Annotated in this window: 25 protein-coding genes; 21 read left to right on the top strand and 4 right to left on the bottom strand. The window is 68.0% G+C overall.

Annotated elements, in window-relative coordinates:
- The first annotated feature begins 96 nt into the window (after positions 1-96).
- From atpD to P1U75_RS01945, 20 genes are all read left to right on the top strand, one after another.
- The gene (gene atpD, locus P1U75_RS02040) at positions 97-1,530 is read left to right on the top strand and encodes a F0F1 ATP synthase subunit beta (protein WP_300239177.1); all 1,434 of its coding nucleotides are present in this window, start codon (positions 97-99) and stop codon (positions 1,528-1,530) included.
- Positions 1,527-1,931, top strand: coding sequence for a hypothetical protein (locus P1U75_RS02035; protein WP_300239175.1), 405 nt, complete (start codon positions 1,527-1,529; stop codon positions 1,929-1,931). Before atpD ends, P1U75_RS02035 begins: the two co-directional genes overlap by 4 nt.
- Entirely contained in the window at positions 1,928-2,260 is a 333-nt protein-coding gene (locus P1U75_RS02030) for an AtpZ/AtpI family protein (protein ID WP_300239173.1), read from the top strand. The genes P1U75_RS02035 and P1U75_RS02030 overlap by 4 nt, the downstream gene beginning before the upstream one ends.
- A complete protein-coding gene (locus P1U75_RS02025) occupies positions 2,257-2,541 on the top strand; it encodes an ATP synthase subunit I (protein WP_300239171.1) in 285 nt (94 codons plus the stop codon). Before P1U75_RS02030 ends, P1U75_RS02025 begins: the two co-directional genes overlap by 4 nt.
- A 4-nt stretch (positions 2,542-2,545) precedes the next feature.
- Positions 2,546-3,271 carry a F0F1 ATP synthase subunit A gene (locus P1U75_RS02020; RefSeq protein ID WP_300239169.1) on the top strand — a complete coding sequence of 242 codons (726 nt, stop codon included), beginning with the start codon at positions 2,546-2,548 and terminating at the stop codon, positions 3,269-3,271.
- Positions 3,272-3,299: 28 nt separating this feature from the next.
- A complete protein-coding gene (locus P1U75_RS02015) occupies positions 3,300-3,590 on the top strand; it encodes a F0F1 ATP synthase subunit C (RefSeq protein WP_300239167.1) in 291 nt (96 codons plus the stop codon).
- 3 nt (positions 3,591-3,593) lie between these two features.
- Positions 3,594-4,367 carry a hypothetical protein gene (locus P1U75_RS02010; protein ID WP_300239165.1) on the top strand — a complete coding sequence of 258 codons (774 nt, stop codon included), beginning with the start codon at positions 3,594-3,596 and terminating at the stop codon, positions 4,365-4,367.
- On the top strand, positions 4,364-5,878 hold the full coding sequence (locus tag P1U75_RS02005; RefSeq protein ID WP_300239164.1) for a F0F1 ATP synthase subunit alpha: 1,515 nt from the start codon (positions 4,364-4,366) through the stop codon (positions 5,876-5,878). Before P1U75_RS02010 ends, P1U75_RS02005 begins: the two co-directional genes overlap by 4 nt.
- Positions 5,865-6,782: a F0F1 ATP synthase subunit gamma gene (locus P1U75_RS02000; RefSeq protein WP_300239162.1), complete on the top strand. Its 918-nt coding sequence runs from the start codon at positions 5,865-5,867 to the stop codon at positions 6,780-6,782. Before P1U75_RS02005 ends, P1U75_RS02000 begins: the two co-directional genes overlap by 14 nt.
- Positions 6,783-6,877: 95 nt before the next feature.
- Positions 6,878-7,549: a GntR family transcriptional regulator gene (locus tag P1U75_RS01995; RefSeq protein WP_300239160.1), complete on the top strand. Its 672-nt coding sequence runs from the start codon at positions 6,878-6,880 to the stop codon at positions 7,547-7,549.
- Between the two features lie 35 nt (positions 7,550-7,584).
- Complete coding sequence (locus P1U75_RS01990) at positions 7,585-8,604, top strand: ABC transporter substrate-binding protein (RefSeq protein ID WP_300239157.1); 1,020 nt, start codon at positions 7,585-7,587, stop codon at positions 8,602-8,604.
- Positions 8,605-8,666: 62 nt separating this feature from the next.
- Positions 8,667-9,434: an ABC transporter ATP-binding protein gene (locus P1U75_RS01985; protein ID WP_300239155.1), complete on the top strand. Its 768-nt coding sequence runs from the start codon at positions 8,667-8,669 to the stop codon at positions 9,432-9,434.
- Positions 9,427-10,260 (top strand): ABC transporter permease, encoded by an 834-nt coding sequence (locus tag P1U75_RS01980; RefSeq protein WP_300239152.1) that lies wholly within the window; start codon positions 9,427-9,429, stop codon positions 10,258-10,260. Before P1U75_RS01985 ends, P1U75_RS01980 begins: the two co-directional genes overlap by 8 nt.
- Before the next feature lie 2 nt (positions 10,261-10,262).
- Positions 10,263-11,519, top strand: a complete 1,257-nt coding sequence (locus P1U75_RS01975; protein WP_300239150.1) for an FAD-dependent oxidoreductase — start codon at positions 10,263-10,265, stop codon at positions 11,517-11,519.
- Between the two features lie 77 nt (positions 11,520-11,596).
- On the top strand, positions 11,597-12,604 hold the full coding sequence (gene eutB, locus P1U75_RS01970; RefSeq protein WP_300239148.1) for a hydroxyectoine utilization dehydratase EutB: 1,008 nt from the start codon (positions 11,597-11,599) through the stop codon (positions 12,602-12,604).
- A complete protein-coding gene (locus tag P1U75_RS01965; protein WP_300239146.1) occupies positions 12,594-13,580 on the top strand; it encodes a cyclodeaminase in 987 nt (328 codons plus the stop codon). Before eutB ends, P1U75_RS01965 begins: the two co-directional genes overlap by 11 nt.
- Positions 13,581-13,680: 100 nt before the next feature.
- Positions 13,681-14,175, top strand: coding sequence for an Lrp/AsnC family transcriptional regulator (locus P1U75_RS01960; RefSeq protein ID WP_300239144.1), 495 nt, complete (start codon positions 13,681-13,683; stop codon positions 14,173-14,175).
- A 103-nt stretch (positions 14,176-14,278) separates the two neighbouring features.
- Entirely contained in the window at positions 14,279-15,754 is a 1,476-nt protein-coding gene (locus tag P1U75_RS01955; RefSeq protein WP_300239142.1) for an NAD-dependent succinate-semialdehyde dehydrogenase, read from the top strand.
- A gap of 39 nt (positions 15,755-15,793) precedes the next feature.
- The gene (locus P1U75_RS01950) at positions 15,794-17,164 is read left to right on the top strand and encodes an aspartate aminotransferase family protein (protein ID WP_300239139.1); all 1,371 of its coding nucleotides are present in this window, start codon (positions 15,794-15,796) and stop codon (positions 17,162-17,164) included.
- A gap of 217 nt (positions 17,165-17,381) precedes the next feature.
- Positions 17,382-17,600, top strand: coding sequence for a hypothetical protein (locus P1U75_RS01945; RefSeq protein WP_300239136.1), 219 nt, complete (start codon positions 17,382-17,384; stop codon positions 17,598-17,600).
- A gap of 81 nt (positions 17,601-17,681) precedes the next feature.
- Here the strand turns inward: P1U75_RS01945 and metG are convergent, their stop codons facing one another.
- The 3 genes from metG to P1U75_RS01930 form a co-directional block, all read right to left on the bottom strand.
- A complete protein-coding gene (gene metG / locus P1U75_RS01940) occupies positions 17,682-19,394 on the bottom strand; it encodes a methionine--tRNA ligase (RefSeq protein ID WP_300239134.1) in 1,713 nt (570 codons plus the stop codon).
- Between the two features lie 55 nt (positions 19,395-19,449).
- Positions 19,450-20,703, bottom strand: coding sequence for an MFS transporter (locus tag P1U75_RS01935; RefSeq protein ID WP_300239131.1), 1,254 nt, complete (start codon positions 20,701-20,703; stop codon positions 19,450-19,452).
- Positions 20,704-20,780: 77 nt separating this feature from the next.
- A complete protein-coding gene (locus P1U75_RS01930) occupies positions 20,781-21,398 on the bottom strand; it encodes a hypothetical protein (protein WP_300239129.1) in 618 nt (205 codons plus the stop codon).
- Positions 21,399-21,607: 209 nt separating this feature from the next.
- Between P1U75_RS01930 and P1U75_RS01925 the strand changes: the two genes are divergently transcribed.
- Positions 21,608-22,654: an aldo/keto reductase gene (locus tag P1U75_RS01925; protein WP_300239127.1), complete on the top strand. Its 1,047-nt coding sequence runs from the start codon at positions 21,608-21,610 to the stop codon at positions 22,652-22,654.
- 57 nt (positions 22,655-22,711) lie between these two features.
- On the opposite strand, the gene P1U75_RS01920 is transcribed toward P1U75_RS01925, so the two are convergent.
- A partial coding sequence (locus P1U75_RS01920; protein ID WP_300239125.1) for a helix-turn-helix domain-containing protein occupies positions 22,712-23,197 on the bottom strand: 486 nt, incomplete at its 5' end.

Genomic DNA, 23,197 nt, shown 5'->3' with positions numbered 1-23,197 from the left:
CGGGTCTGGATTTCACCTCCGATCCCTGTTTGACTCACCCCCGGAGCGGATGGTGCGGGAACAGTCCGCGCGCCTTCCGCAACTGGCGGAGCCTGCATGAACACTGGTCTGCGGAAACCCGATCCCGCGCAAGATGTCGCCGCCCCCGCAGACGGGGATGCGCAGGCGCGAATCGTGCGGATCTCGGGCCAGATGATCGAGATGCGGATCGAGGGCCTGGCCCCCGGCGCGCAAGAGCTTTTCGTCGGTCTGGACGACCCGGAGTTGCGGATCGAGGTCGCCTCTTTTCCCGCCGAGGATCTGGCCCGCGGACTGGTGCTTTCGGCCGGAGAGCCTGTCAAGCTGGGCGCGCGCCTGCGGGGGACCGGGCAGGGGCTTCAGGTTCCGGTAGGGCGGGACACGCTGGGGCGGATGCTGAACCTCTTCGGCGCCGCCGTCGATGGCGGCGCGCCGCTCGACGATGCGCCGCGCCGCTCGATCTTCAACGCGCCGCCGGCGCTGAAGTACCGGCGCACGGAGTCCGATATCTTCGAGACCGGGATCAAGGCCATCGACCTGCTCTGCCCGATCGAGCGGGGCGGCAAGGCCGGCCTGTTCGGCGGCGCCGGCGTGGGCAAGACCGTTCTGATCGCGGAAATGATCTATAACATGTCGGGCGCTTACGACGGGGTCAGCCTGTTCTGCGGCATCGGCGAACGTTCGCGCGAGGCCGAGGAGTTTCACCGCGAGATGGCCGAGGCCGGGGTGCTCGACAACACGGTGATGATGTTCGGCCAGATGAACGAACGCCCCGCCGTGCGCTTTCGCGTCGGCCATGCGGCGATGTCGATCGCCGAGCATTTCCGCGACGCGCTGAACACCGACGTGCTGGTGCTGATCGACAATATCTATCGCTTCGTGCAGGCCGGGGCCGAGGTGTCTGGGCTGTTGGGCCAATTGCCCTCGCGGGTCGGCTATCAACCCTCGCTCGGCACCGAGATTGCCGAGCTGGAGGAACGGATCTGTTCCACCGCCTCCGGCGCGCTGACCTCGATCCAGGCGGTCTACGTGCCGGCCGATGATTTCACCGATCCGGCGGCGACCCATGTGTTCGGGCATCTGTCCTCGACCATCGTGCTGTCGCGCAAACGGGCGGCGCAGGGGCTTTATCCGGCGGTCGATCCGCTGGACTCCGGCTCCAAGATGCTGACGCCGTCGACTGCCTCGGCCCGCCACCTCAAGGTCGCCCGCGCGGTGCGCCGGACCCTCGCGGAATACGAAAGCCTCAAGGACGTGATCGCCATGCTGGGGCTGGAGCAGCTTTCGGTAGAGGACCGCCGCACCGTCGCCATCGCCCGGCGGCTGGAACGGTTCCTCACCCAGCCGTTCCGCGCGACCGAGCGGTTCACCACAGCCAGCGGCCGGCGCGTCACCCTCGATGACACGCTGGAGGGCTGTGAACAGATCCTCTCCGGCGCCTTCAACGACCGGCCCGAGCGGGCGCTCTTCATGATTGGCACCATCGACGAGGCGGGGGAGGGCGCGGCATGACGACCCCGGCGGACCGGATGGACCTGGAAGTGTACGTTCCGGCCGCCAGACTGGTCAAAACCGATGTGCGCAAGATCTCCGCCGAGGGCGCGCAGGGGGCCTTCACCCTGCTGCCGCGCCACATCGACATGGTGACGACGCTGCCGCCGGGCCTGCTGTTCTATGTCGATGATGCAGGGGCCGAGCGCGTGTTGGGCATCGACGAGGGCACGCTTGTCAAATGCGGCGTCTCGGTACGGGTGGCGGTGCTTGGCGCCGTCGAGGGCGACGACCTTGCGACCCTGCGCGAGCAGGTCGCGCGAAATTTCCTCGCCCTCGACGACAGTGAACGCGCCGCCCGCACCGCGCTTGCCCGGCTCGAGGCCGGGGCGATCCGCGGCATGATGGAGTTCGAGCGATGACGCGCCCCGATGGCGAGGCCGACACGCTGGAGCGGACGATTGCCCGCAAGGCCGACCAGCACGCCCGCGCCGCGACCGAGGGGCGCCACACCGTCTGGTTCGGGGTCGGCATGTTCGGGCTGGTGGGTTGGGCCGTGGCGGTGCCGACGCTGGCGGGGGTGGCGCTGGGCCGCTGGCTCGATGCGCGGTTTGCCGATGGTCCGTCCTGGACCATCATGGGGCTGCTGGCCGGGGTGGCGCTGGGCTCTCTCAATGCCTGGTGGTGGGTGCGCCGCACCGGGCTGCGCGCCGATGGCGCTGCGGATGATGGCAAAGGGGGCCGGGGATGAGCCTTGAGATCCTGATCGATCTTGCGCTGGGCGGGCTGACCGGCGCGGCGCTGGGTGCGCTGCACATGTTCTGGCTCTGGCGCTCTGCCGCCCGGCTGGGGCCGGACGGGGCGGGGGCGCTGGCGCTGGTCGGCGGCGCGATCCTGCGGCTCGCCGCGGTTCTCGCCGGGTTTGCCGGGCTGATGGCGCTTGCCGGGCAACCGGCGGCGGCGCTCATCGCCGCGCTGGCCGGATTCACGGCGGTCCGCATCCTCGCGGTGCGCCGCGCGCGAGAGGAGTAGGCCGATGCAGATCACGCCCGACAGCCAGATCGTCTTCACCCTGCCGCTGGGGGCCTGGGGCGAATGGCCGGTCCCGGTCACCATCGTCAACACCTGGATCGTGATGGCGGTTCTCGTCATCGGCGGCCGTCTCGCCACCTGGGGCATCGGCCCCTCGGCGCCGGTGTCGCGCTGGCGCATCGCGGTGGAGCTGGTGATCGGGATGATCCGCAACCACATCCGCGAGATCGGCGGCGGCGATCCCGCCCGTTACATGCCCTTCATCGGCACGCTGTTCCTGTTCACCCTGGTGGCCAACCTTATGGGGGTGATCCCCGGCTTCATGTCGCCGACCGGATCGCTCTCGACCACGGTGGCTCTGGCGCTCTGCGTGCTGGTGGCGGTGCCGATCTATGGTATCGTCGACAACGGGGTGCTGGGCTACCTGCGCCGTTATTTCCAGCCCACCCCGCTGATGGCGCCCTTCAACCTGATCGGAGAGCTTTCGCGCACCGTGGCGCTGGCGGTGCGGCTTTACGGCAACGTGATGAGCGGCACGGTCATCGTCGCCGTGTTGCTGGCGGTGGTGCCGTTCTTCTTTCCGGTGCTGCTGCAACTTCTGGGCCTGCTCACCGGGGTGATCCAGGCCTATATCCTCGCCGTGCTGGCCATGGTCTACATCGCCTCGGCCAGCGGCGCCGAACCGGGCGCGGCCGAGGATCTCACCCCCGACAAGGAAACCGGCGCATGACGCGCCCCTACGCGAAAGGACAGGCTGAATGGACGCGCTGACCCTGATTGCCGCCGTCTCGATCTTCACCGCCGGGATCACCATCGCCATCGGCTCGATCGGCCCGGCTTTGGGCGAGGCCCGTGCCGCCGCCCAGGCATTGCAGGCCATCGCCCAGCAGCCGGACGAGGCCAATACCATCACCCGCACGCTGTTCGTCAGCCTGGCGATGATCGAATCGACCGCGATTTACTGTTTCGTGATCGCGATGATTCTGCTGTTCGCCAATCCGTTCTGGACCTGGGCGATCGAGGCCGCCGCACCGGGCGCGGGGGGCTGAACGGTGCAGATCGACTGGCTCACGGTCACCGCCCAGATCGTGAACTTCCTGGTTCTGGTGCTGCTGTTGCGCTGGGTGCTCTACCGCCCGCTGGCGCGGGCCCTGAAGGCCCGGCAGGAGGCCGTGACGCAGCGCCTGACCGAGGCTGAGGCCGCCCGCGCCAGTGCCGAGGCCGCCGCCGAGGAACACCGCGCCGCCATCCATGCGCTGGAGCAGGCGCGCCATGATCGGTTGCAGCGCGCCGAGGAAGAGGCCGACGCCCGGCGGAGCGCGCTGATCGACGCCGCCAAGGCCGAGGTCACGACCCAGCGGGCAACCTGGCGGGCGCAGATCGAGGCGGAGAAATCCGCCTTTCTCGACCGTCTGCGGCGCCGCGCTGGCGATAGCTTCGTGATCATGGCGCGTACCATCCTGTCCGAAATGGCCGACCAGGACCTCATCGACCGCATGGCGCATACCTTTGCCGCACGCCTGTCAGGATTGCGTGCCGAGGACCGCGACCGGATGCGTCAGGCCGCGGATCGCGGCACAGCGCCGGAAATCCTGTCGTCCCTGCCGCTCACCCCGACCGCGCGAAACGCGGTGGCGGCGGCGGTGGGCGATCTGCTGGGCAGGCCGGTGACGCCGGTCTTTGCCGAGGATGCCGACCTGTCCTGCGGAGTGGTGCTGCGGCTGGGCGCGCAGCACGTGGGCTGGACCGTCGCCGAACATCTGGATCGCTTTTCCGAGGAGGTGTCCGCCGCGCTCGAAACGGCCGGCGCGCAGGAGGACGCATGACGCTGAAGCGGCTGGCAGACGATCTTTTCGACCGCATCGACCAGGAGGCCGCGCGCCCCGCCACGCTGTCGCGGCAGGAACGCGGGCAGGTGTCGCGCGTGCTGCACGGCGTGGTCGAGGTCGACGGCCTTCAGGAGGGGATGTCGGAAGAAGTGATCGACTTCGACGGCGGCGCGCGCGGCCTGGCGCTGGATCTGGCGCCAGGACGGGCCGGGGTCGTGCTGATGCGCGATCCGCTAGGCTTGCGCCCGGGGCAGGCGGCGCGGCGCAGCGGCCGGGTTGCCTCGGTGCCAGTTGGCGAGGGACTGCTCGGACGCGTCATCGACCCCTTTGGCGTGGCGCTGGACGATGGTCCGCCGGTGGTGGCGGACCGGCTGGCGCCGATCGAGGCGCCGGCCGCGGCGATCATCGAACGCGCGCCGGTGACCCGGCCGCTCCAGACCGGGATCAAGGCGGTCGATGCGCTGGTGCCGATCGGGCGCGGCCAGCGCGAGTTGATCTTGGGCGACCGCCAGACCGGCAAGACGGCGGTGGCGGTGGACACCATCCTCAACCACGTCGGCGGCGAGGTGATCTCGATCTATTGCGCCATCGGCCAGCGCGGCGATGCCACCGCGCGGGTGATCGCGCGGCTGCGCGCGGCGGGTGCGATGGACAATTGCGTCGTCGTGGTGGCGGGGGGCGAGGACCCGGCAGGGCTGCAATACGTCGCCCCCTATGCGGCGACCACCATCGCCGAGGGGTTCATGCGCGCCGGTCGCGATGTGCTGATCGTCTATGACGACCTCACCCGCCACGCCCGCGCCTATCGCGAGTTGTCGCTGCTGCTGCGCCGCCCGCCGGGGCGCGAGGCCTATCCCGGCGATATCTTCTACCTGCATTCGCGGCTGCTGGAACGCTCGACGCAACTGTGCGAGGCCGCCGGGGGCGGCTCGCTCACCGCGCTGCCCATCGTCGAGACCCAGGCGCAGAACCTCTCGGCCTATCTCCCGACCAACCTGATCTCGATCACCGACGGGCAGATCTATCTCTCGCCGGCGCTGTTCCGGCGCGGCCAGCTTCCGGCGGTGGATGTCGGGCGCTCGGTCTCGCGGGTGGGGGGCAAGGCGCAGCTTGCCGCATTCCGCGCCGTGGCCGGGCCTCTGAAGCTGGCCTATGCGCAGTTCGAGGAGCTTGAATCCTTTGCCCGCTTCGGCGCCCGGCTGGATGACGATACCCGCGCCCAGCTCGACCGGGGCCGCGCCGTGCGCGAGGCGCTGAAACAGGACGAGGGCGCGCCGATCCCGTTGGCGCAGCAGATCGCGCTTTTGCTGGCGGTCTCCGAGGGGCTGCTGGACGATATCGCGCTGTCGGTCTTTCCCGCCGTCGGCGACGCGGTGCGGGCGGCGGTCACCGATCTGCCGGCGGCGGATGAGATCGCCCGGGGCCTGCCGCTCGAAGGGGCGCGGCGCGAAGCGATCCTCGACGCGATCCGCGCGGCGCTGGACGGGGTGCAGGATGGAAACGCTTGAGGATCTGAGCCGTCACATCGAGGTCGCCCATGACCTGCAATCGGTGGTGCGCACGATGAAGGCGATCTCGGCGGTGGGCATCCGCCGCCACGAGGTCGCCGAACGGGCGATGCGGCACTATCTTGAAACGGTTGAACTGGGACTGCAGGCGGCGCTGCACGACGCCCCCGAGAGCGGCCTCTGGCCCGGCGGCGAAGAAGGCGGGCGCGTGGGCGTCGTTCTCATCGGCTCGGAAATCGGGCTCTGCGGCGGGTTCAACGAGCGTCTCGTGGGCTTTGCGCTGGAGCGTCTTGCGGAGCAGGGGATCGGCACCGGCGACCGGCGGACCATGGTGATCGGCACCCGCGCCGGGGCGAGCTGGCAGGCCGAGGCGGGGGCCCCGGCGCATCTCGAAGAGGCTCCGGCGACGATCGAGGCGCTGCCCGCCACGGTCGGCCGCGTTCTGACCCTGCTGGATCGCTGGCGGTCGCAGGACGGGGCCACCCGGTTGCTGCTGTTCCACCAGCGCATCGGCGGGCCGCAGATCAGCCAGCCGGTCGAGGTGCCGCTGCTTCCCATCGCGCCCGACTGGCTGGCCGGGCTGCGCGCGCGCCGCTGGCCGTCGCGCCGGTTGCCGGTGCGGTTCGGCCCGGCCAATGACGTGACCCGCGCCCTGATCCGGCAGGTGCTGCTGGCCCGGGTCATCGGCGCGGTGATTCAGTCACACGCCGCCGAACACGCCGAACGCCTGTCGGCGATGCAGGCGGCGGACAAGAGCATCGGCGACCGGATCGAGGACCTGCACCGGACCCACAACCAGCAGCGCCAGGCGGTCATCACCGCCGAGCTTCTCGACATCATCGGCGGCTTCGAGGCGGCCTCTCAACGCCCGGACGACGACCGAATCGAAGTCGGGGACGGATAGCCGACCCGCGCCGAGACCTCGGAAACAGTCTTGCGCGTTTTTCCGGATGATGAAACAAATGGCAAAATGTCCAATATTTTCGCGCAAGGATGACAATGGTATTCGGCCGTGACGACAGGGAGGACGAAACCGTCGTGGCGATGCTGGCCTCGGCGGTCAGGCGCGACATCTCCTTCGGCGCGCTGCAACCCAACCAAAAGCTCAAGATCGAGGCGCTGCGGCGGCGCTACGGCGGGTCGAACCACTCGATGCGCGAAACCCTGCGGATGCTCAGCGCCGAGGGGCTGGTCGAGGCCACCGCGCAGCGCGGGTTTCGCGTTACCTCCGCCACCGAGGACGATCTGCGCGACATCATCATGGTCCGCGCCGAGATCGAGAAACTGGCGCTTTCGCTGGCCATCGCCCATGGCACCGTCGCCTGGGAGGGGCGGGTGATCGCCGCCCACCATGCCCTGCGCAAGGCCGAGACGGCGGTGCAGGCCACCCCCGACAACCTGACCGCGCTGGAATGGGACGAGGCCTGCCGCGCCTTTTCCGCCACCCTGATCGAGGCCAGCGGCAGTCCGCGCCTGACCGATCTGCAACGCAAGTTCTTTGACCAGAGCCGCCGCTTCCGACTGGCGCTCTTGCGCGAGGGGATGCTGGATTTCGCCGCGCGCGAGGGGCGGCAGCGGGCGCTGCTCGACGCGGTTCTGGCGCGCGACGCCCCCGCCGCGATCACCATCCTGGAACGCGATATCGAGGCCGAGCTGAGAGACGGGGGCTGACCCCGAAACCACGAGTGATCACTAGGGAGGATACCATGATCAAACTGAACCGCCGCAAGGCACTGGCCCTGATGGGGGGCACCGCCGCCGCAACGGCCCTGGCCGCCCCGGCCATCGCCGCCAATCGCAAGATCAAGGTGGGCGCGCTGCGCTTCACCTCGCATTCGGGCAGTTTCGTCGCCGTCGAGCGTGACTATTTCACCGAGGCCGGCCTCGATGCGGAACTGGTCTTTTTCCAGGCCGCCCAGCCGATGGCCGTGGCCATCGCCAGCGGCGATATCAACTATGCGGTCACCGCGATTTCCGGCGGTCTGATCTCCCTGGCGCAAAAGGGCGCGGTCAAGGTGATCGGCGGCGCGCTGGCCGAGGAAGAGGGCATCGACGGCCAGCAGATCCTGGTTTCCGACGCCGCCTTCCAGGCCGGGATCGACCACCCGTCGAAACTGGGCGGCAAGAGCTACGGGGTGACCCAGACCGGCTCGTCGTTCCACTATGTCGGCTCGCAGATCGCCAAGGCCGAAGGGATCGAGATGTCGTTCAAGCCGCTGCAAAAGGTCGGCGCCGTGATCGGTGCGCTGAAGTCGGGCCAGATCGACGCCTGGAACATCGTGCCGCATATCGCCAAGCCGCTGGCCGGCTCGGGCGCGGTGCACATCGTCGGCGCGGTGCAGGATTACATCCCGAACTACCAGGTCACCACCGTCTTCACCTCGGCCAAGAACGCGGCGGATGAACGGGCGATGACCGAAAGTTTCCTCGCCGGGTTCTCGCGCGGGGTGGACGACTATAACGGCGCGATGATCGACCAATCCGGCGGCGAGGCCGGCGTGAACGAGATGGTCGATCTGATCCACAAATACGTCTACACCGACCGTCCGCGCGAAAAGGCGGCGCCGTCGATCATCAACGGCACCATGCGCCTGAACCAGAACGCGGCGCTGAACCTGGCCTCGGTCAGGGATCAGCTCGACTGGTTCAAGTCCGAGGGGCTGGTCGACAGCGCAGTCACCATGGAGACGCTGGTCGATCCCTCCTACGTCGAGACCATCGGCTGACCCATGCCCATTTTCCGGGGCGCGGCGTGACCCGCGCCCCGGAACTGATTTCGGAGACTGCAATGGACATCAGGCTCGAGGCGATCGGCCATTCCTACAAGGAGTTCGAGGTGTTGCGCGACATCACCCTGAACATACCGACGGGAAAGATCGTGTGTATCGTCGGCCCCTCGGGCTGCGGGAAATCCACGCTGCTGCGCCTGATCGGCGGGCTCGAACGGCCCGGCGCGGGCCAGATCCTCCAGGTTGGCGCGCCGCCGGAAAACTGCCTCAACCCGCTGACTTACGTGTTCCAGGATTTCGCGCTGCTGCCCTGGCGCAGCGTGCGCGGCAACATCTCTCTGGTGCTGGAGGATCACCGCATTCGCGGCGCCGAGGCAAAACGGATCATCGACGACGTGCTGGCGCGCACCAAGCTGAGCGATTTCGCCGACGCGCTGCCGAAGCAGCTCTCGGGCGGCATGAAACAGCGTGTCGCCATCGCCCGCGCGCTGGCGGTAAACCCCGCCGTGATGCTGATGGACGAACCGCTCTCGGCGCTGGACAGCCAGACCCGCGAACTCTTGATGGACGACCTGGTCAGCCTCTGGGTGCGCCAGCCCTTCACGGCCGTCTATGTCACCCACAACCTGCACGAGGCGGTGCGGCTGGGCCATTCCATCGTCGTGCTGTCCCGCCGCCCGGGCCGGATCCGCGAGATCGTGGAGATCGACACCCCGCTGGAGGCACGCCAGATGGGCGATCCCGACCTCGACCTGAAACAGCAATACCTTTGGCAATTGATGCGCGACGAGGCCCGCGCGGCGGATGCGGAGCTTCTCAATGTCTGACGCGACCTTGACCACGACACCCCCCGCCGCCGACACGCCGCCAACCCGGACCATCGCCTTTCGCGGCGGCGGCTTTGCCCCGCGCTCGCAGCGCTGGGTCGGGGTTGCGGTTTTCGTCGTTCTGATCCTGATCGCCGAATGGGGCACGCAGACCGGCTGGATCTCGGCCCTGACCCTGCCCAAGCCCTCGGATGTGTTCAAAACCTTCGGCGAATTGTACAATTCGGGGCTGCTGTTCAAACATCTGGGCCCCTCGCTGTCGCGGCTGGCGGTGGGCGCGGCGCTGGGCGCCAGCGTCGGCGTCAGCGTCGGCATCCTGATCGGGCTGTTCTCCTACGCCCGCTCCGGGCTGGTGCCGCTGGTCGCGGCGCTGTTCCCGATTCCCAAGATCGCACTGCTGCCGCTGTTCGTGATCTGGTTCGGCATCGGCGAGGGATCGAAATACGCGCTGATCGCCTTTGGCACCTTCACCCCCACGGTCGTCGCCACCTACGGCGCGGTGGACAACGTCGACCGCACGCTGATCCGCATGGGGCAAAGCTTTGGCCTGTCGTGGTGGTCGATCGTGCGCAAGATCGTGCTGCCGGGCGCGATGCCGGGTATCCTGTCGGGGCTGCGCATCAGCCTGGCCATCGCCATCATCCTGCTGGTCGCGGCGGAAATGCTGGGCGCGGAATACGGTATCGGCGCCTATATCCTTCAGGCCGGGTCGCTCTATGACCTCGAACGGCTGTTCGCCGGTGTGGTGATCCTGTCGCTGCTGGGGGTGCTGGTCAGCACCGTCATCGGCATGATCGAGCGCCGCCTGCTGGGTTGGAGGACATGAGCATGCCCGGGTACGACGTCATCGTCGCCGGGGGGGGCACCGCCGGCAGTGCCGCCGCCATCGCCAGCGCGCGCAGCGGGGCCAGAACCCTGCTGCTGGAACGTCACGGCTGCCTTGGCGGCGCGGCGACGACGCGTAACGTGCTGACCTTCTGCGGGCTCTACACGCTGGGCGACCCGCCGCAAATGGCGGTGGGCGGCATCGGCGCCGAGGTGGTCGCGCGGCTGCGCGCCCGGGGCGCGGTGACCCCGCCGCAGCGGTTTCGCGGCGTCTTTGCCGTGTTCGAGCCCGAGGCGCTCAAGCGGGTGTTTGACGAGATGACGGCAGAGGCCGGTGTCGAGGTGCGGTTCGGCGGCTTCGTCACCGATGCGGTGCGCGACGGCGACCGGATCACCGGGCTGAGTTTTGCCGATCACGGCGGCAAGACCACGGTGCAGGCCGGCGCTTTTGTCGATTGCACCGGCGAGGGCGATCTTGCCGCGCTGGGCGGGGCAAGCACCCGCTATGGCAATGCCGACGGGGTGAACCTCGGCACGCTGGGCACAAGGTTCGGCGGTATCCCCAAGGATGTGACCGTCACCGCCGACCAGATCGCTTCGGCCATCGCGGCCCAGGGCTTTGCCCCTGGCACGGTGACCAAGGACCGCTGCGTGATCGTGCGGCTGCCAATCTCGGGTGACATGGTGCTCTACCTCGCCTCGGTCGATTACGATCCGCGCGACGGGGCTTCGCTCAGCCGGGCCGAGGCGGATGCGCGGCGGCAGGCCTGGGCCTATCTCGACGCGGTGCGCACCATCCCGGGCTGCGAGGATGCCTATCTCGCCTCCACCGGGCCGGAAATCGGCACCCGGGAATCGCGCCACCTGAATTGCCGCCACCAGCTGACATGGGGTGAGATCGCCGCGCGCAAGCGGTTCGACGATTGTATCGCGCTGGGCGCCTGGGGGGCAGAGTGGCATGACCGCGCCAGCTTCGTCAGCAGCTTCGATTACCCGCCGGAGAAGTCCGCCTACCAGATCCCGCTCTCCTGCCTGCACTCGGTGGATACGCCCAACTTGTTTTGCGCCGGGCGGCTGGCCGATGGCGACCGCAAGGCCGGCGCGGCGATCCGGGTGATGGGCACCGCGATGGCCACCGGACAGGCTGCCGGCACCGCCGCCGCGCTGACCGCGCAGGACCGGTTCGCGCCGGAGGTGGTTCGCGACAGCCTGCGCGCTTCGGGCGCGCTGCTGGACCTCGGGGCGTTGCAACCGGCCTGAGCCGCCCCTTGACAGCAGGGGGGGCAAGTCGGTGTTCTGCACAACGAGCCGAACCACCAGCAACAAGGCGGGCGCCGATGCCTCTCACCCTTTCCGACATTCTCGCCGCGCGGCAGGTGATCCGGGGCGTCGCCGATGCCACCCCCTTCGTGCCTTCGCCGTACATGACGGCCCGCACCGGGCAGGAGGTTCTGCTCAAGCTGGAAAACATGCAGCCGATCGGAGCCTTCAAGCTGCGCGGTGCGATGAACGCGGTGATGTCCCTGCGGGAAGGCACGGCGGGCGTGACCTGCTGTTCCACCGGCAACCACGGGCGCGGCGTGGCCTACGCGGCGGCGAAACGGGGGCTGCGCGCGGTGATCTGCATGTCCGAACTGGTGCCGCAGGCCAAGGTCGAGGGCATCCGCGCGCTGGGGGCAGAGGTGAAGATCTGCGGCACCAGCCAGGACGAGGCACTGGAGGAAAGCCAGCGGCTGGTCGAGGTCGAGGGGCTGGTCGAAATCTCGCCCTTCGACGATGCCCGGGTGATCGCCGGGCAGGGCACCATCGGGCTGGAGATGATGGAGGCGCGGCCCGATCTCGACATGATCCTGGTGCCGCTTTCGGGCGGCGGGCTGGCCGCCGGGGTGGCGCTGGCGGCGAAATCGATCAACCCGGGGGTCAAGGTGATCGGCGTGACCATGGACCGGGGCGCGGCGATGCACCTGTCGCTTGCTGCCGGCCATCCGGTCGAGGTGCGCGAGGTTCCCAGCCTCGCCGACAGCCTCGGTGGCGGCATCGGGATGCAGAACCGGCTCAGCTTTCCGCTTTGCCGTGACTACCTGGATGACACCCTGCTGGTGAGCGAGGAAGAGATCCGCGATGCCATGCAGGTGCTGTTCTACGAGGACCGCATCGTCGCCGAGGGGGGCAGCGTCGTGGGTCTGGCGGCCCTGCTGGCGGGCAAGCTGCCGCAGGCCACGGGGCCGGTCGGCACCATCATCACCGGCCGCAACCTCGACATGGGGCTGTTTCATCGGCTGATGGCGGGGCGGGACGTGCAACTGGGCGATCTGACGCTGAAGGGAAAACGCTATGGCGCATGACATCCGCATCGTGACCGAGCCCGAGTTGCGCGCTGCGGTCGCTCTGGACCTGACCACAGTGGACGTGATCGAGCGCGCCTTTGCCGCGCTGGCCTCGGGCGGGGTGGTGATGCCGCCGATCCTCTCGATGGACCTGCCGGCTGCAAACGGCGAGGTCGACGTGAAAACCGCCTATATCCCCGGTTTCGACGGCTTCGCGATCAAGGTCAGCCCCGGGTTCTTCGACAATCCGAAACTGGGCCTGCCCAGCCTCAACGGGCTGATGATCCTGTTCTCGGCGAAAACCGGGCTGGTGCAGGCGGTTTTTCTCGACAACGGCTATCTCACCGATATCCGCACCGCCGCCGCCGGGGCGGTCGCCGCGCGTCACCTCGCGCCCGAACGGGTGGAGACGGCGGGAGTGATCGGCACCGGGTTGCAGGCGCGATTGCAGATGCGGGCGGCGCATCTGGTGCGGCCGTTCACCCGTGTGATGGTACATGGCCGCGACGCCGACAAATCCGCCGCCTGCGCCGAGGATCTTTCCCGCGCGCTGGGCATCCCGGCCGAGGTGGCCCCGGATGCCGCCGGAATGGTGGCGCAGTGCCAGCTTGTCGTCACCACCACCCCGGCGCGCGCGCCGGTTCTCATGGCCGACTGGCTGCATCCGGGCCTGCATGTCACCGCCATGGGCTCCGACCAGGCCGGAAAGACCGAGATCGAGCCCGAGGCCCTGGTGCGCGCCGACGCCTATGTCTGCGACCGGGTCAGCCAGTGCGAGACCTCGGGCGAGCTGGAGGCGGCGCTTGCCAGCGGCCTTTGGACCGGCGGCCCGCCCGCCGAACTGGGCGAGGTGATCGCGGGCAAAAGGACCGGGCGGCAGGCGCCGGGCGATATCACCATCGCCGATCTGACCGGCACCGGGGCGCAGGACACCGCCATCGCCAGCCACGTGATGCAGACCATTGGCGATGCGGGCACCCTGATCCGCGCCTGACGTAGCGCGCGCAAGAGATGTTTTGTCTCTTGCCCGCCTCTGATAGGCAGGGGCCGTGCCCCAGATCCCGACGGGGGGCCCGATGAGACAGTGAGGCGAGATGGCCAAGCCCGACGCACGTGATATCGAGATTCTCAAGGTGCTGGCCGGGGAGGGTCGCATCACCAAGGCAGCGCTGGGCGACCGGGTCGGCCTGTCGCCGACGCCCTGCTGGAACCGACAGAAAAAGCTCGAGAAATCCGGGTTGATCGAAAGCTACAACGCGCGGATAAACCTGAAGAAACTGGCGCCGCACGTCACCGTTTTCGTCGCCGCCGAACTCTCCGATCATACCGCCGCCAGTTTCCGCGCCTTTGAGGCATCGGTGGCCGGGTATGACGAGGTGGTCGGCTGCTGGGCGCTGGGCGGCGGCTATGACTACCTGCTCCAGATCGTCACCCGCGACATCAACGCCTATCAGCGGCTGATCGACGAATTGCTCGAGGCGCGCATCGGGCTGGCGCGCTACTTCACCTATGTGGTGACCAAACCGGTGAAGTCGGGCGGGGTGCCGCCGCTCGATCTTCTGCTGCGCGAAGACGATTCCTCTCCCTGACCCGCGCGGAGGAGAGGAATCGTCTGCCTCCGGCGGGATATTCGGTCTCAATTGCTTCCTTGGCCATGACACCCTCGCATCAGCGAACAAGGGAGTCACAGGCATGTCCGACACGGCCATTTCCGCGCGCAGGGACATCACCGACAAACGTCTGCTGCGCAGCTTTTCCTATATCGGCGGAAAATGGTGCGCCGCCGCCTCGGGCGAGACCTTTGTGGTGAGCGATCCGGCCAGCGGCGATTTCCTTGCCGATGTGGCCAGCCTCTCGGCCGAGGAAAGCGCGTCGGCCATCGATGCGGCGCAGGCCGCCTTTGCCGGTTGGGCCGGCCTGTTGCCGCAAGAGCGATCCGGGATCCTGCGTCGCTGGTTCGATCTGATGATCGAAAATCGCGAGGATCTGGCCCGCATCATGGTGCTGGAGCAGGGCAAGTCGCTGTCAGAGGCGCGGGGCGAGATCGACTATGCCGCCGCCTTCGTCGAATATTACGCCGAAGAGGCCAAGCGCCCCAATATCGAGGGGGTCACAAGCCATCTGCCCGACGCCGAGGTGGAATTGTGGTTGGAGCCGGTGGGCGTCGTCGCCCTGATCACGCCGTGGAACTTTCCCGCCGCCATGCTGACTCGCAAGGCTGCCGCCGCGCTGGCCGCCGGGTGCAGCGTGGTGGCGCATCCCGCCTCCGAGACGCCGCTGTCGGCGATCGCGCTCGCCGAACTGGCCGAACGGGCCGGGGTGCCGACGGGGGTGTTCAACGTGGTGACGGGCCGGGCCAGCACCGTTGTGCCGCCCTGGACCGCCGATGCGCGGGTGCGGGCGCTCTCCTTCACCGGCTCGACCGAGGTCGGGCGGATCCTGTATCGCGACTCGGCGGCGACGATCAAGAAACTGGTGATGGAACTGGGCGGCCACGCCCCGGTGATCGTGTTCAAGGGCGCCGATCTGGACGAGGCGGTGGCCGAGACCATCAAGGCGAAATTCGCCACCTCCGGGCAGGATTGCCTGGGCGCCAACCGGATCTATGTGGAACGTCCGATTTATGCCGAATTCTGTACCAAGTTCACCGAGGCCACCCGCGCCCTGACCCTCGGGCGGGGCATGGACGACCCCGACATCGGCCCGCTGATGAACGAGGGCGCCGTCGCCAAGCAGGAGGCGCATGTCGCCGACGCGCTGGACAAAGGCGCGACACTGGCCTGCGGCGGCAAGCGGCACGCGCTGGGGCCGCTGTTCTATCAGCCCACGGTGCTGACCGACGTGCCGGATACGGCGGCGATCATGCGCGAGGAAACCTTTGGCCCGGTCGCCCCCATCACCCCCTTCGACAGCGAGGAGGAGGTGATCGCGCGGGCCAACGCCACCGAATACGGGCTGGTCGCCTATGTGCATTCGATGGACCCGCGCCGGATCTACCGGGTCAGCCGGGCGCTGAACTTCGGCATGGTGGCGGTCAACCGCACCAAGGTCACCGGCGCGCCGATCCCGTTCGGCGGCACCAAGCAATCGGGGCTGGGCCGCGAGGGGGCGCGGCTGGGCATGCAGGAATTCATGGAACTCAAATACGTCTGCCGCGACTGGGGCTGAGCCCGGTGTGGCGCAACGAAATCGAAGAATGGGACCGACATGCTGAAGAACGACCAACTGGAACAATGGGACCGCGACAACTTTTTCCACCCCTCGACCCATCTGGCCGAGTTCGCCCGGGGCAACCTGCCGCAACGGGTGATCACCGGCGGATCGGGCTGTCATATCGAGGATCGTGACGGCAACCGGCTGCTCGATGCCTTTGCCGGGCTCTATTGCGTCAACGTCGGCTATGGCCGTCAAGAGATTGCCGAGGCAATCGCGGATCAGGCGCGCGAACTGGCCTATTACCACGCCTATGTCGGCCACGGCACCGAGGCCAGCATCACGCTGGCCAAGATGGTGCTGGACCGGGCGCCGGACCACATGAGCAAGGTCTATTTCGGCCAGTCCGGCTCGGACGCGAACGAGACCAACATCAAGCTGGTCTGGTACTACAACAACATTCTCGGGCGGCCCGAGAAGAAAAAGATCATCAGCCGGTGGCGCGGTTATCACGGCTCGGGGCTGATGACCGGCTCGCTCACCGGGTTGGAGGCGTTCCAGAAGAAATTCGACCTGCCGCTGGACCGGGTGATCCATACCGATGCGCCCTATTATTTCCGCCGCGAGACCCTCGATCAGACCGAGGAACAGTTCACCGCCCAATGCGTGGCAAGCCTCGAGGCGCTGATCGAACAGGAGGGCGCCGATACCATCGCCGCCTTCATCGGCGAACCGGCGCTGGGAACCGGCGGGCTGGTGCCGCCGCCGGCGGGCTACTGGCCGGCGATCCAGACCGTGCTGGACCGGCACGACATCCTGCTGATCGCCGACGAGGTGGTCACCGGATTCGGGCGTCTGGGCAGCATGTTCGGGTCCGAGCACTATGGTATCCGTCCCGACATCATCACCATCGCCAAGGGGCTGACCAGCGCCTATGCGCCGCTGTCGGGTTCGATCGTGTCGGACAAGGTCTGGGCGGTGCTGGAGCAGGGCACCGACGAGAACGGCCCGATCGGCCACGGCTGGACCTATTCGGCGCATCCGATCGGGGCGGCGGCCGGGGTAGCCAACCTCAAGCTGATCGACGAGTTGGACCTGATCCGCAACGCGGGCGAGACCGGCGCCTATCTCAAACAGGTGCTGACGCAGGCGCTGGGCGATCACGCCCATGTGGGCGATATCCGCGGCGAGGGGCTGCTTTGCGCGGTGGAGTTCGTCAAGGATCGCGACAGCCGCAGCTTCTTTGACGCCGGCGACAAGGTGGGTCCGACGGTGGCCGCCAAGCTGCTGGAGCAGGGGGTGATCGGCCGCGCCATGCCGCAGGGCGATATCATCGGTTTTGCGCCGCCGTTCTGCCTGACCCGCGACGAGGCCGACGAGATCGCCGGCAAGCTGGTCAAGGCGGTCGCCGCCGCCGGGCTTTAGGCCAAAGGGGCCGTGCCGTATTGCGGCGCGGCCCTGTCTTGCGCGATTCCGATTTCAGGTATCTGATCATAAACCTTCGGCAAGGTATTGGATTTTTTGGGTTTAAAATTTGGCCACAGGACTGTGTGCGGTTTCGCCTCATGGGTGAAATCACCCTTTGCCGTTTGGGTCAAAATCCCGCAAACTGGGCGAAAGGTATTTCAAGGGGTCCGGGGACATGAGAACGGGAATTGCTCTGATCGTTTTGACACTCACCGTCGCGGGATGCGGCCATCGCTATGCCGACGCATGGTATGCGCGCAAGGCGCAATGTACGAACGGCGATTTCACCGCCTGTTCCGAGATCGGCCATCAGGCCCGCGCGGCCCGGGGCGGCACCACGCTGGAGCAGGCGCCACCATTTCAGGGGCCGCTGTCCACCCCGATCATCGACTGAGACAGGGGGCCGGTTTCCGTTGAACGCAAAAGGGCGCGCCGCAGCGCGCCCTGTGGTTCCTTGGTCTGACCGGAAAACCGCCTAGGTTCGCACCCCGGCGAAGCGCGCCTGCCAGTCCTCGCGCTCGTCGTCGGTGATCTTGCGAAACAGGTTGTCCGGCACGGTGAACGCATGACTGGCGGGCAGCGCCGAGAGCGCCTCGGCGACGTCGCCGGGCCATTGCGCATCCTCCACACCCATCGCGGTCAGCATCTGCGCCGAGGCAAAGGGGATGAAGGGCGCCGAAAGCACCGCGTAAAGCCGGATCAGGTTCAGCCCCAGCCGCACCTGCGCGGCGGCCTGTACGGGGTCTTCCTTGAAGGTGGCCCAGGGCGCGGCGGATTGCAGGTATTCGTTGCCTGCGACCCAGATCGCCCGCAACTCCTGCGCCGCTTTGCGCACCTCCATCGCCTCCATGTGCGCCTCGTAGGCGCGGATGCGGGTTGAAAGCTCGTCGATCACCGCCTGTTCCTGTGCGCCATAGGCGCCGCCCTGCGGCACCGCCTCGCTGAACTTGGAGCGGCAGAATTTGGTGACGCGGGACACGAAATTGCCCAGCACGTCGGCCAGATCCTTGTTCACCGAAGCCTGGAAATTGTCCCAGGTGAACTCGGAATCCGAGCTTTCCGGCGCATGGCTCAGCAGCCACCAGCGCCAGTAATCCGCCGGCAGGATTTCCAGCGCCTGGTCCATGAACACGCCGCGCCCGCGCGAGGTGCTGAACTGGCCTCCATCGTAGTTCAGATAGTTGAACGACTTGATGAAATCGACCAGCTTCCACGGCTCCTCGCTGCCGAGGATCGTGGCGGGAAAGCTGAGGGTGTGGAACGGCACGTTGTCCTTGCCCATGAACTGCACATAGGTCACGTCCGAGGCGCCCTTGTCGGTGCACCACCAGCGTTCCCAGTCGGTGCCCTTGCCGGCCTCGACCCATTCCAGCGCGCAGGCGATGTACTCGATCGGCGCGTCGAACCAGACGTAGAAGACCTTGCCGTCCATGCCGCTCCACGGTGCGCCGTCAAATTGCACCGGAATGCCCCAGTTCAGGTCACGGGTGATGCCGCGGTCCTGCAGCCCGTCGCCGTCGGTCAGCCATTTCTTGGCGATCGAGGTGGTCAGCAGCGGCCAGCCCTCGCGGGTGTCGATCCACTCCTCCAACTGGTCCTTCATCTTCGATTGCAGCAGGTAGAGGTGCTTGGTCTCGCGCATCTCCAGGTCGGTCGCGCCCGAGACGGTGGAGCGCGGGTTGATCAGGTCGATAGGGTCGAGCTGCTTGGTGCAGTTGTCGCATTGATCGCCCCGCGCGCTCTCATAACCGCAATTGGGGCAGGTGCCCTCGATATAGCGGTCGGGCAGGAAGCGGCCATCGGTGGGCGAATACATCTGGGTCTCGGCGCGTTCCTCGATCAGCCCGTTCTCGAAAAGCTTCACGGCGAGATGCTGGGTCAGCTTGTGGTTCTGCGGGCTGGAGGAGCGGCCGAAGTGATCGAAGGAGAGGCCGAAGCGGGTTGCGATATCGGCCTGCACCCCGTGCATCTCGGCGCAATACTCCGCCACCGGCTTGCCGGCCTTGGCGGCGGCCAGTTCGGCGGGCGTGCCATGTTCGTCGGTGGCGCAGAGGTACATCACCTCGTTTCCACGGCCGCGCTGGTAGCGGGCAAAGAGGTCGGCGGGCAGTTGCGAGCCCACGAGGTTGCCCAGATGCTTGATCCCGTTGATGTAGGGGATCGCCGAGGTGATGAGAATGCGTGCCATGTCGTCCGTCGCCTTGCTGACTGCGCGGCGTGTGTAACGCAGGCATGCGGGGGCGTCACCCCCTGTCGTCGTCGGCGCTGTCGTCGTCCCTGTGATCGCGCTGCCGTCCGGTCAGCCGTCCGATCAGGAAAGAGGTGCGCGGGCTGTAGACATAGGGGGTCCGCCGTATCACGCCGGGGCGCGCGCGCATCCGCCACAGGCCGAACCCGACGAGCACCAGATGCGCCACGGAGATCAGCGTGAACATCGCCGGCGGCCCGTAGGCGTCGATCAGCAGCGAGGCGACGTAGGGCGCGGCGATGGCGCCGAGGGCAAAGTAGAACATCAGTGCCGCCGAAAGCTCGACCCGCTCATGGACCTCGGTGAAGTCATGGGCATGGGCGGCCGAGACCGAGTAGATCGGAAAGCTCATCAACCCGAACAGGAAGGCCGCCCCCATCACCCCCCAGGTGCCGCTGTTCTCGGCCAGGATGGTGATGCCCGAGGCACCGATGGTGGCCGCCGAGAGCCAGATCAGCACCCAGCGGCGGTCGAACTTGTCCGCCAGCCAGCCCACCGGGTATTGCGCCAGCGCGCCGCCCAGGACAAAGGCGGCGAGAAAGGTGGCGATCTGATCCGCGCTCAACCCCACCTCCTGGCCATAGACTGGCCCGACCATGCGGAAACTGGACGAGGACAGCGCCGCGACCAGCACCCCGGCCACCGCCAGCGGTGAGCGTCGGATCGGCAGCATCGGGCGCAGCCGGGGCGCATCGGGGGTTTCCGGCTGCTTCACCCGGGTCAGGGTCAAGGGCAGCAGCGCGGCACAGCACAGGATGGCCAGGAAATTGTACGACACGTAGCTGGCCGGCTCCAGCACGCCGATCATCAGCTGCGCCACCAGCGAGCCCGACATGTCGACCACACGATAGGTGGCCATGGCGCGGCCGCGGCTCTCGTTGGTGACCTTGGCCTGGAGCCAGGCCTCGATGATGGTATAGCAGCCGGCGATGCACAGCCCCGTCGCCACCCGCATGATCGCCCAGGCGGCGGGGCTGATCACCAGCATATGCGCCAGGAGGCCGATGGCGCCGGCGGCGGTAAAGGCGGCAAAGGCGCGCGAATGGCCGACCGTGCCCATCAGCCGCGGTGCCCACCAGCAGCCGATGAAGAAGCCCAGGAAATGCGAGGACCCCAGGATCCCGATCTGCGCGGTGGAGAACCCAAGCGCCAGCCCCGAGAGCGCGTCGAGCGGGCTGACGCCGCCGGACGAGAGTTGCAGCAGAAGGACCGAGAGAAAGAGGGCGGAAAAGGAAATGATCAGGCGCATGACAGGGCCACAATGGCGGACCGCCCTGCGGTGTCGAGCGATTTCTCGACTTTTCCTGTCGCGGATGGACCGCGCGATCAGCGCGGGGCGTCCTCTTGCCGGACCACCTCCAGCCCGTGGCGACCCCGGGCCAGGGTCCAGGCCCTGGGCGGCGCGCTGCGGGCGCGGCGCCGCTCCAGGTGCCAGCGGCTCTCGATGCCCTGGGCGCCCTCATGCGCCGGCGCCATGTGCCAGCGGCTCTCGATGCCCTGCGCGCCGCCATCGCCCGGCGTCAGCAGCAGCCCCAGCGGCGCCGTACCGCGCTCTGCCCCGGTTTCGGCCGCAAGGTGCAGCCGCCGCACCGGGGTCAGCGCCGGCGGCTCCGGCAGTTCGGTCACCACCAGCGCCACCGCGCCGGCGCGCAGCGCCTCCTCGGCGCACCACAGCAGGTCCTCGCCCCGGCGCGGATGCACGAAGAGGAAGCGGCCGGGATCGGCAAACTCCGCCATGCCGTCGGGGTTCAGCCCGGCGCGCTCCCAGCCCGGGGCGATCCACAGCACCGGCCCCCGGCTCCGGCCCGCCAGCGCCAGGGCAAAGGTCCAGCGCGCCGGGCCGCAGACCTCATGCGCCCGGGCGCGGGCGAGCGTGATCCCGGGGTGCAGCGCAAGCTGCGGGCGCTTGCGCTCCGGCGCGCGGCTGAGCAGGTGAGTCGGCATGGGGGCAGGATAGAATGTTCCCGTAACGTTCTCAATGCTCCACAGGTCCCACCGGACCGCCGCGAGCCTTTTGAGGAAACCCTTTTTCTGGCCCGAAATACTCCCGCCGGAGGCCTGCCGCGTCAGCGGCATCTCCGAAAGCCGTCGCTTCGGGTTGCCCCTGCCGTGCCAGCCGCTAGGGTCCGCGCGACCCAACCCGAGGACACCCCATGAAGATGAACCCGCTGGGCCGCACCGGCCTGACCGTATCGGAACTGTGCCTGGGCACGATGACCTTCGGCACCCAGACCGCCGAGGCGGAAGGCCACGCCCAGATCGACCGGGCGCTGGCCGCCGGCATCAATTTCGTCGATACCGCCGAGATGTACCCGGTGAACCCGGTGAGCCCGGAAACCCTGGGGCGGACCGAGGAGATCATCGGGACGTGGAACGCCGCCAACCCCGCGCGGCGGGGCGATTACATCCTGGCCACCAAGCATTCGGGCGAGGGGATGGCCCATGCCCGCGACGGCGCCCCGATCAGCGCGGCGACGATCCCGCAGGCCATCGAGGGCTCGCTGCGGCGGTTGCAGACGGATTATATCGACCTCTACCAGTTCCACTGGCCCAATCGCGGCAGCTACATGTTCCGCAAGAACTGGACCTTCGACCCCTCGGGCCAGAACCGGGAGGAGACGCTGGCCAACATGGCGGAGTGCCTCGACGCGCTGCAGCGGCAGTTGGACAAGGGAAATATCCGTCACTTTGGCCTCTCGAACGAGAGCGCCTGGGGCACCGCCCAATGGCTGCGGCTGGCCGAGCAGGGGGGCGGGCCGCGCGTCGCCTCGATCCAGAACGAATATTCGCTGATGTGCCGGCTCTACGATACCGATCTGGCCGAACTCGGCGTCAACGAGGACGTGGGGTTGCTGGCCTTCTCGCCGCTGGCCGCCGGGTTGTTGACCGGAAAGTACCAGCAGGGCGCGGTGCCCGAGGGGGCGCGCATGTCGCTGGTGTCGGAGCTGGGCGGGCGCAAGGGGCCGCGCGCCTTCGCGGCGGTGGCGGCCTATCTTGAGATCGCCGCGCGCCACGGGCTCGACCCGGTGCATATGGCGCTGGCCTGGTGCCGGACACGCCCGTTCATGGCCTCGGCGATCTTTGGCGCGACCCATATGGATCAGTTGGAACGCGCGCTGGGATCGGTCGAGGTGGTGTTGAGCGAGGAGGTCCTGGCCGAGATCGACGCGGCGCACCGGGCGCATCCGATGCCCTATTGAAACCTGCTTGCGCGGCCTGCCTGCGGCGCAAGGGCTTATTGTCGAAATGGCAACGCGTTAGGGCGCGTTGTTCGTCCGGGATCTGGCCTTGCGCAACGCCCGCGCCGACTGGTGGTGTGCGGCGCGGAAGGCGCGGGCGAAACTGGATTGCGAGGCAAAGCCGGTGGCCAGCGCCACCTCGGTCAGCGGCAGGTCGGTTTCCAGCGCCAGCCGCCGTGCCTCGGCCAGGCGCAGGTCCAGGTAATGGGCCTGCGGCGTGGTTTCCAGCCGGACGCGGAACTGCAGCTCCAGCGTGCGGGGGCTGACGCCGCAGCGGCGGGCGATCGCGGCGATCGGCAGCGGCGCGTCGAGCGTCTGTTCCATCAGCGCGTCGGCCCGCGCGGTCAGCGGCGCGTGGCGCGGGTCGCCGCCGCGCCGCTGGGCGCGGGCCGGGTCGCCCGGGCTGTCGTGAAGGAAGAGCCCGGCGACCCGGGCGGCGAGCGCGGCGCCGAACCGGGCGCGGATCAGGTGCAGCATCATGTCGATCGCCGGCAGCGCGCCGCC

Source organism: Antarcticimicrobium sp. (assembly GCF_029212575.1).
Classification (GTDB): domain Bacteria; phylum Pseudomonadota; class Alphaproteobacteria; order Rhodobacterales; family Rhodobacteraceae; genus Antarcticimicrobium.
The sequence above is the reverse complement of the archived record's forward strand: the minus strand, read 5'-3'. Positions and strand labels throughout refer to the sequence as shown.

Bases quoted from the DNA above. Each gene is read 5' to 3' on its own strand.
- atpD (WP_300239177.1), top strand. From the start codon at position 97: ATGAACACTGGTCTGCGGAAACCCGATCCCGCGCAAGATGTCGCCGCC.
- P1U75_RS02035 (WP_300239175.1), top strand. From the start codon at position 1,527: ATGACGACCCCGGCGGACCGGATGGACCTGGAAGTGTACGTTCCGGCC.
- P1U75_RS02030 (WP_300239173.1), top strand. From the start codon at position 1,928: ATGACGCGCCCCGATGGCGAGGCCGACACGCTGGAGCGGACGATTGCC.
- P1U75_RS02025 (WP_300239171.1), top strand. From the start codon at position 2,257: ATGAGCCTTGAGATCCTGATCGATCTTGCGCTGGGCGGGCTGACCGGC.
- P1U75_RS02020 (WP_300239169.1), top strand. From the start codon at position 2,546: ATGCAGATCACGCCCGACAGCCAGATCGTCTTCACCCTGCCGCTGGGG.
- P1U75_RS02015 (WP_300239167.1), top strand. From the start codon at position 3,300: ATGGACGCGCTGACCCTGATTGCCGCCGTCTCGATCTTCACCGCCGGG.
- P1U75_RS02005 (WP_300239164.1), top strand. From the start codon at position 4,364: ATGACGCTGAAGCGGCTGGCAGACGATCTTTTCGACCGCATCGACCAG.
- P1U75_RS02000 (WP_300239162.1), top strand. From the start codon at position 5,865: ATGGAAACGCTTGAGGATCTGAGCCGTCACATCGAGGTCGCCCATGAC.
- P1U75_RS01995 (WP_300239160.1), top strand. From the start codon at position 6,878: ATGGTATTCGGCCGTGACGACAGGGAGGACGAAACCGTCGTGGCGATG.
- P1U75_RS01990 (WP_300239157.1), top strand. From the start codon at position 7,585: ATGATCAAACTGAACCGCCGCAAGGCACTGGCCCTGATGGGGGGCACC.
- P1U75_RS01985 (WP_300239155.1), top strand. From the start codon at position 8,667: ATGGACATCAGGCTCGAGGCGATCGGCCATTCCTACAAGGAGTTCGAG.
- P1U75_RS01980 (WP_300239152.1), top strand. From the start codon at position 9,427: ATGTCTGACGCGACCTTGACCACGACACCCCCCGCCGCCGACACGCCG.
- P1U75_RS01975 (WP_300239150.1), top strand. From the start codon at position 10,263: ATGCCCGGGTACGACGTCATCGTCGCCGGGGGGGGCACCGCCGGCAGT.
- eutB (WP_300239148.1), top strand. From the start codon at position 11,597: ATGCCTCTCACCCTTTCCGACATTCTCGCCGCGCGGCAGGTGATCCGG.
- P1U75_RS01965 (WP_300239146.1), top strand. From the start codon at position 12,594: ATGGCGCATGACATCCGCATCGTGACCGAGCCCGAGTTGCGCGCTGCG.
- P1U75_RS01960 (WP_300239144.1), top strand. From the start codon at position 13,681: ATGGCCAAGCCCGACGCACGTGATATCGAGATTCTCAAGGTGCTGGCC.
- P1U75_RS01955 (WP_300239142.1), top strand. From the start codon at position 14,279: ATGTCCGACACGGCCATTTCCGCGCGCAGGGACATCACCGACAAACGT.
- P1U75_RS01950 (WP_300239139.1), top strand. From the start codon at position 15,794: ATGCTGAAGAACGACCAACTGGAACAATGGGACCGCGACAACTTTTTC.
- P1U75_RS01945 (WP_300239136.1), top strand. From the start codon at position 17,382: ATGAGAACGGGAATTGCTCTGATCGTTTTGACACTCACCGTCGCGGGA.
- metG (WP_300239134.1), bottom strand. From the start codon at position 19,394: ATGGCACGCATTCTCATCACCTCGGCGATCCCCTACATCAACGGGATC.
- P1U75_RS01935 (WP_300239131.1), bottom strand. From the start codon at position 20,703: ATGCGCCTGATCATTTCCTTTTCCGCCCTCTTTCTCTCGGTCCTTCTG.
- P1U75_RS01930 (WP_300239129.1), bottom strand. From the start codon at position 21,398: ATGCCGACTCACCTGCTCAGCCGCGCGCCGGAGCGCAAGCGCCCGCAG.
- P1U75_RS01925 (WP_300239127.1), top strand. From the start codon at position 21,608: ATGAAGATGAACCCGCTGGGCCGCACCGGCCTGACCGTATCGGAACTG.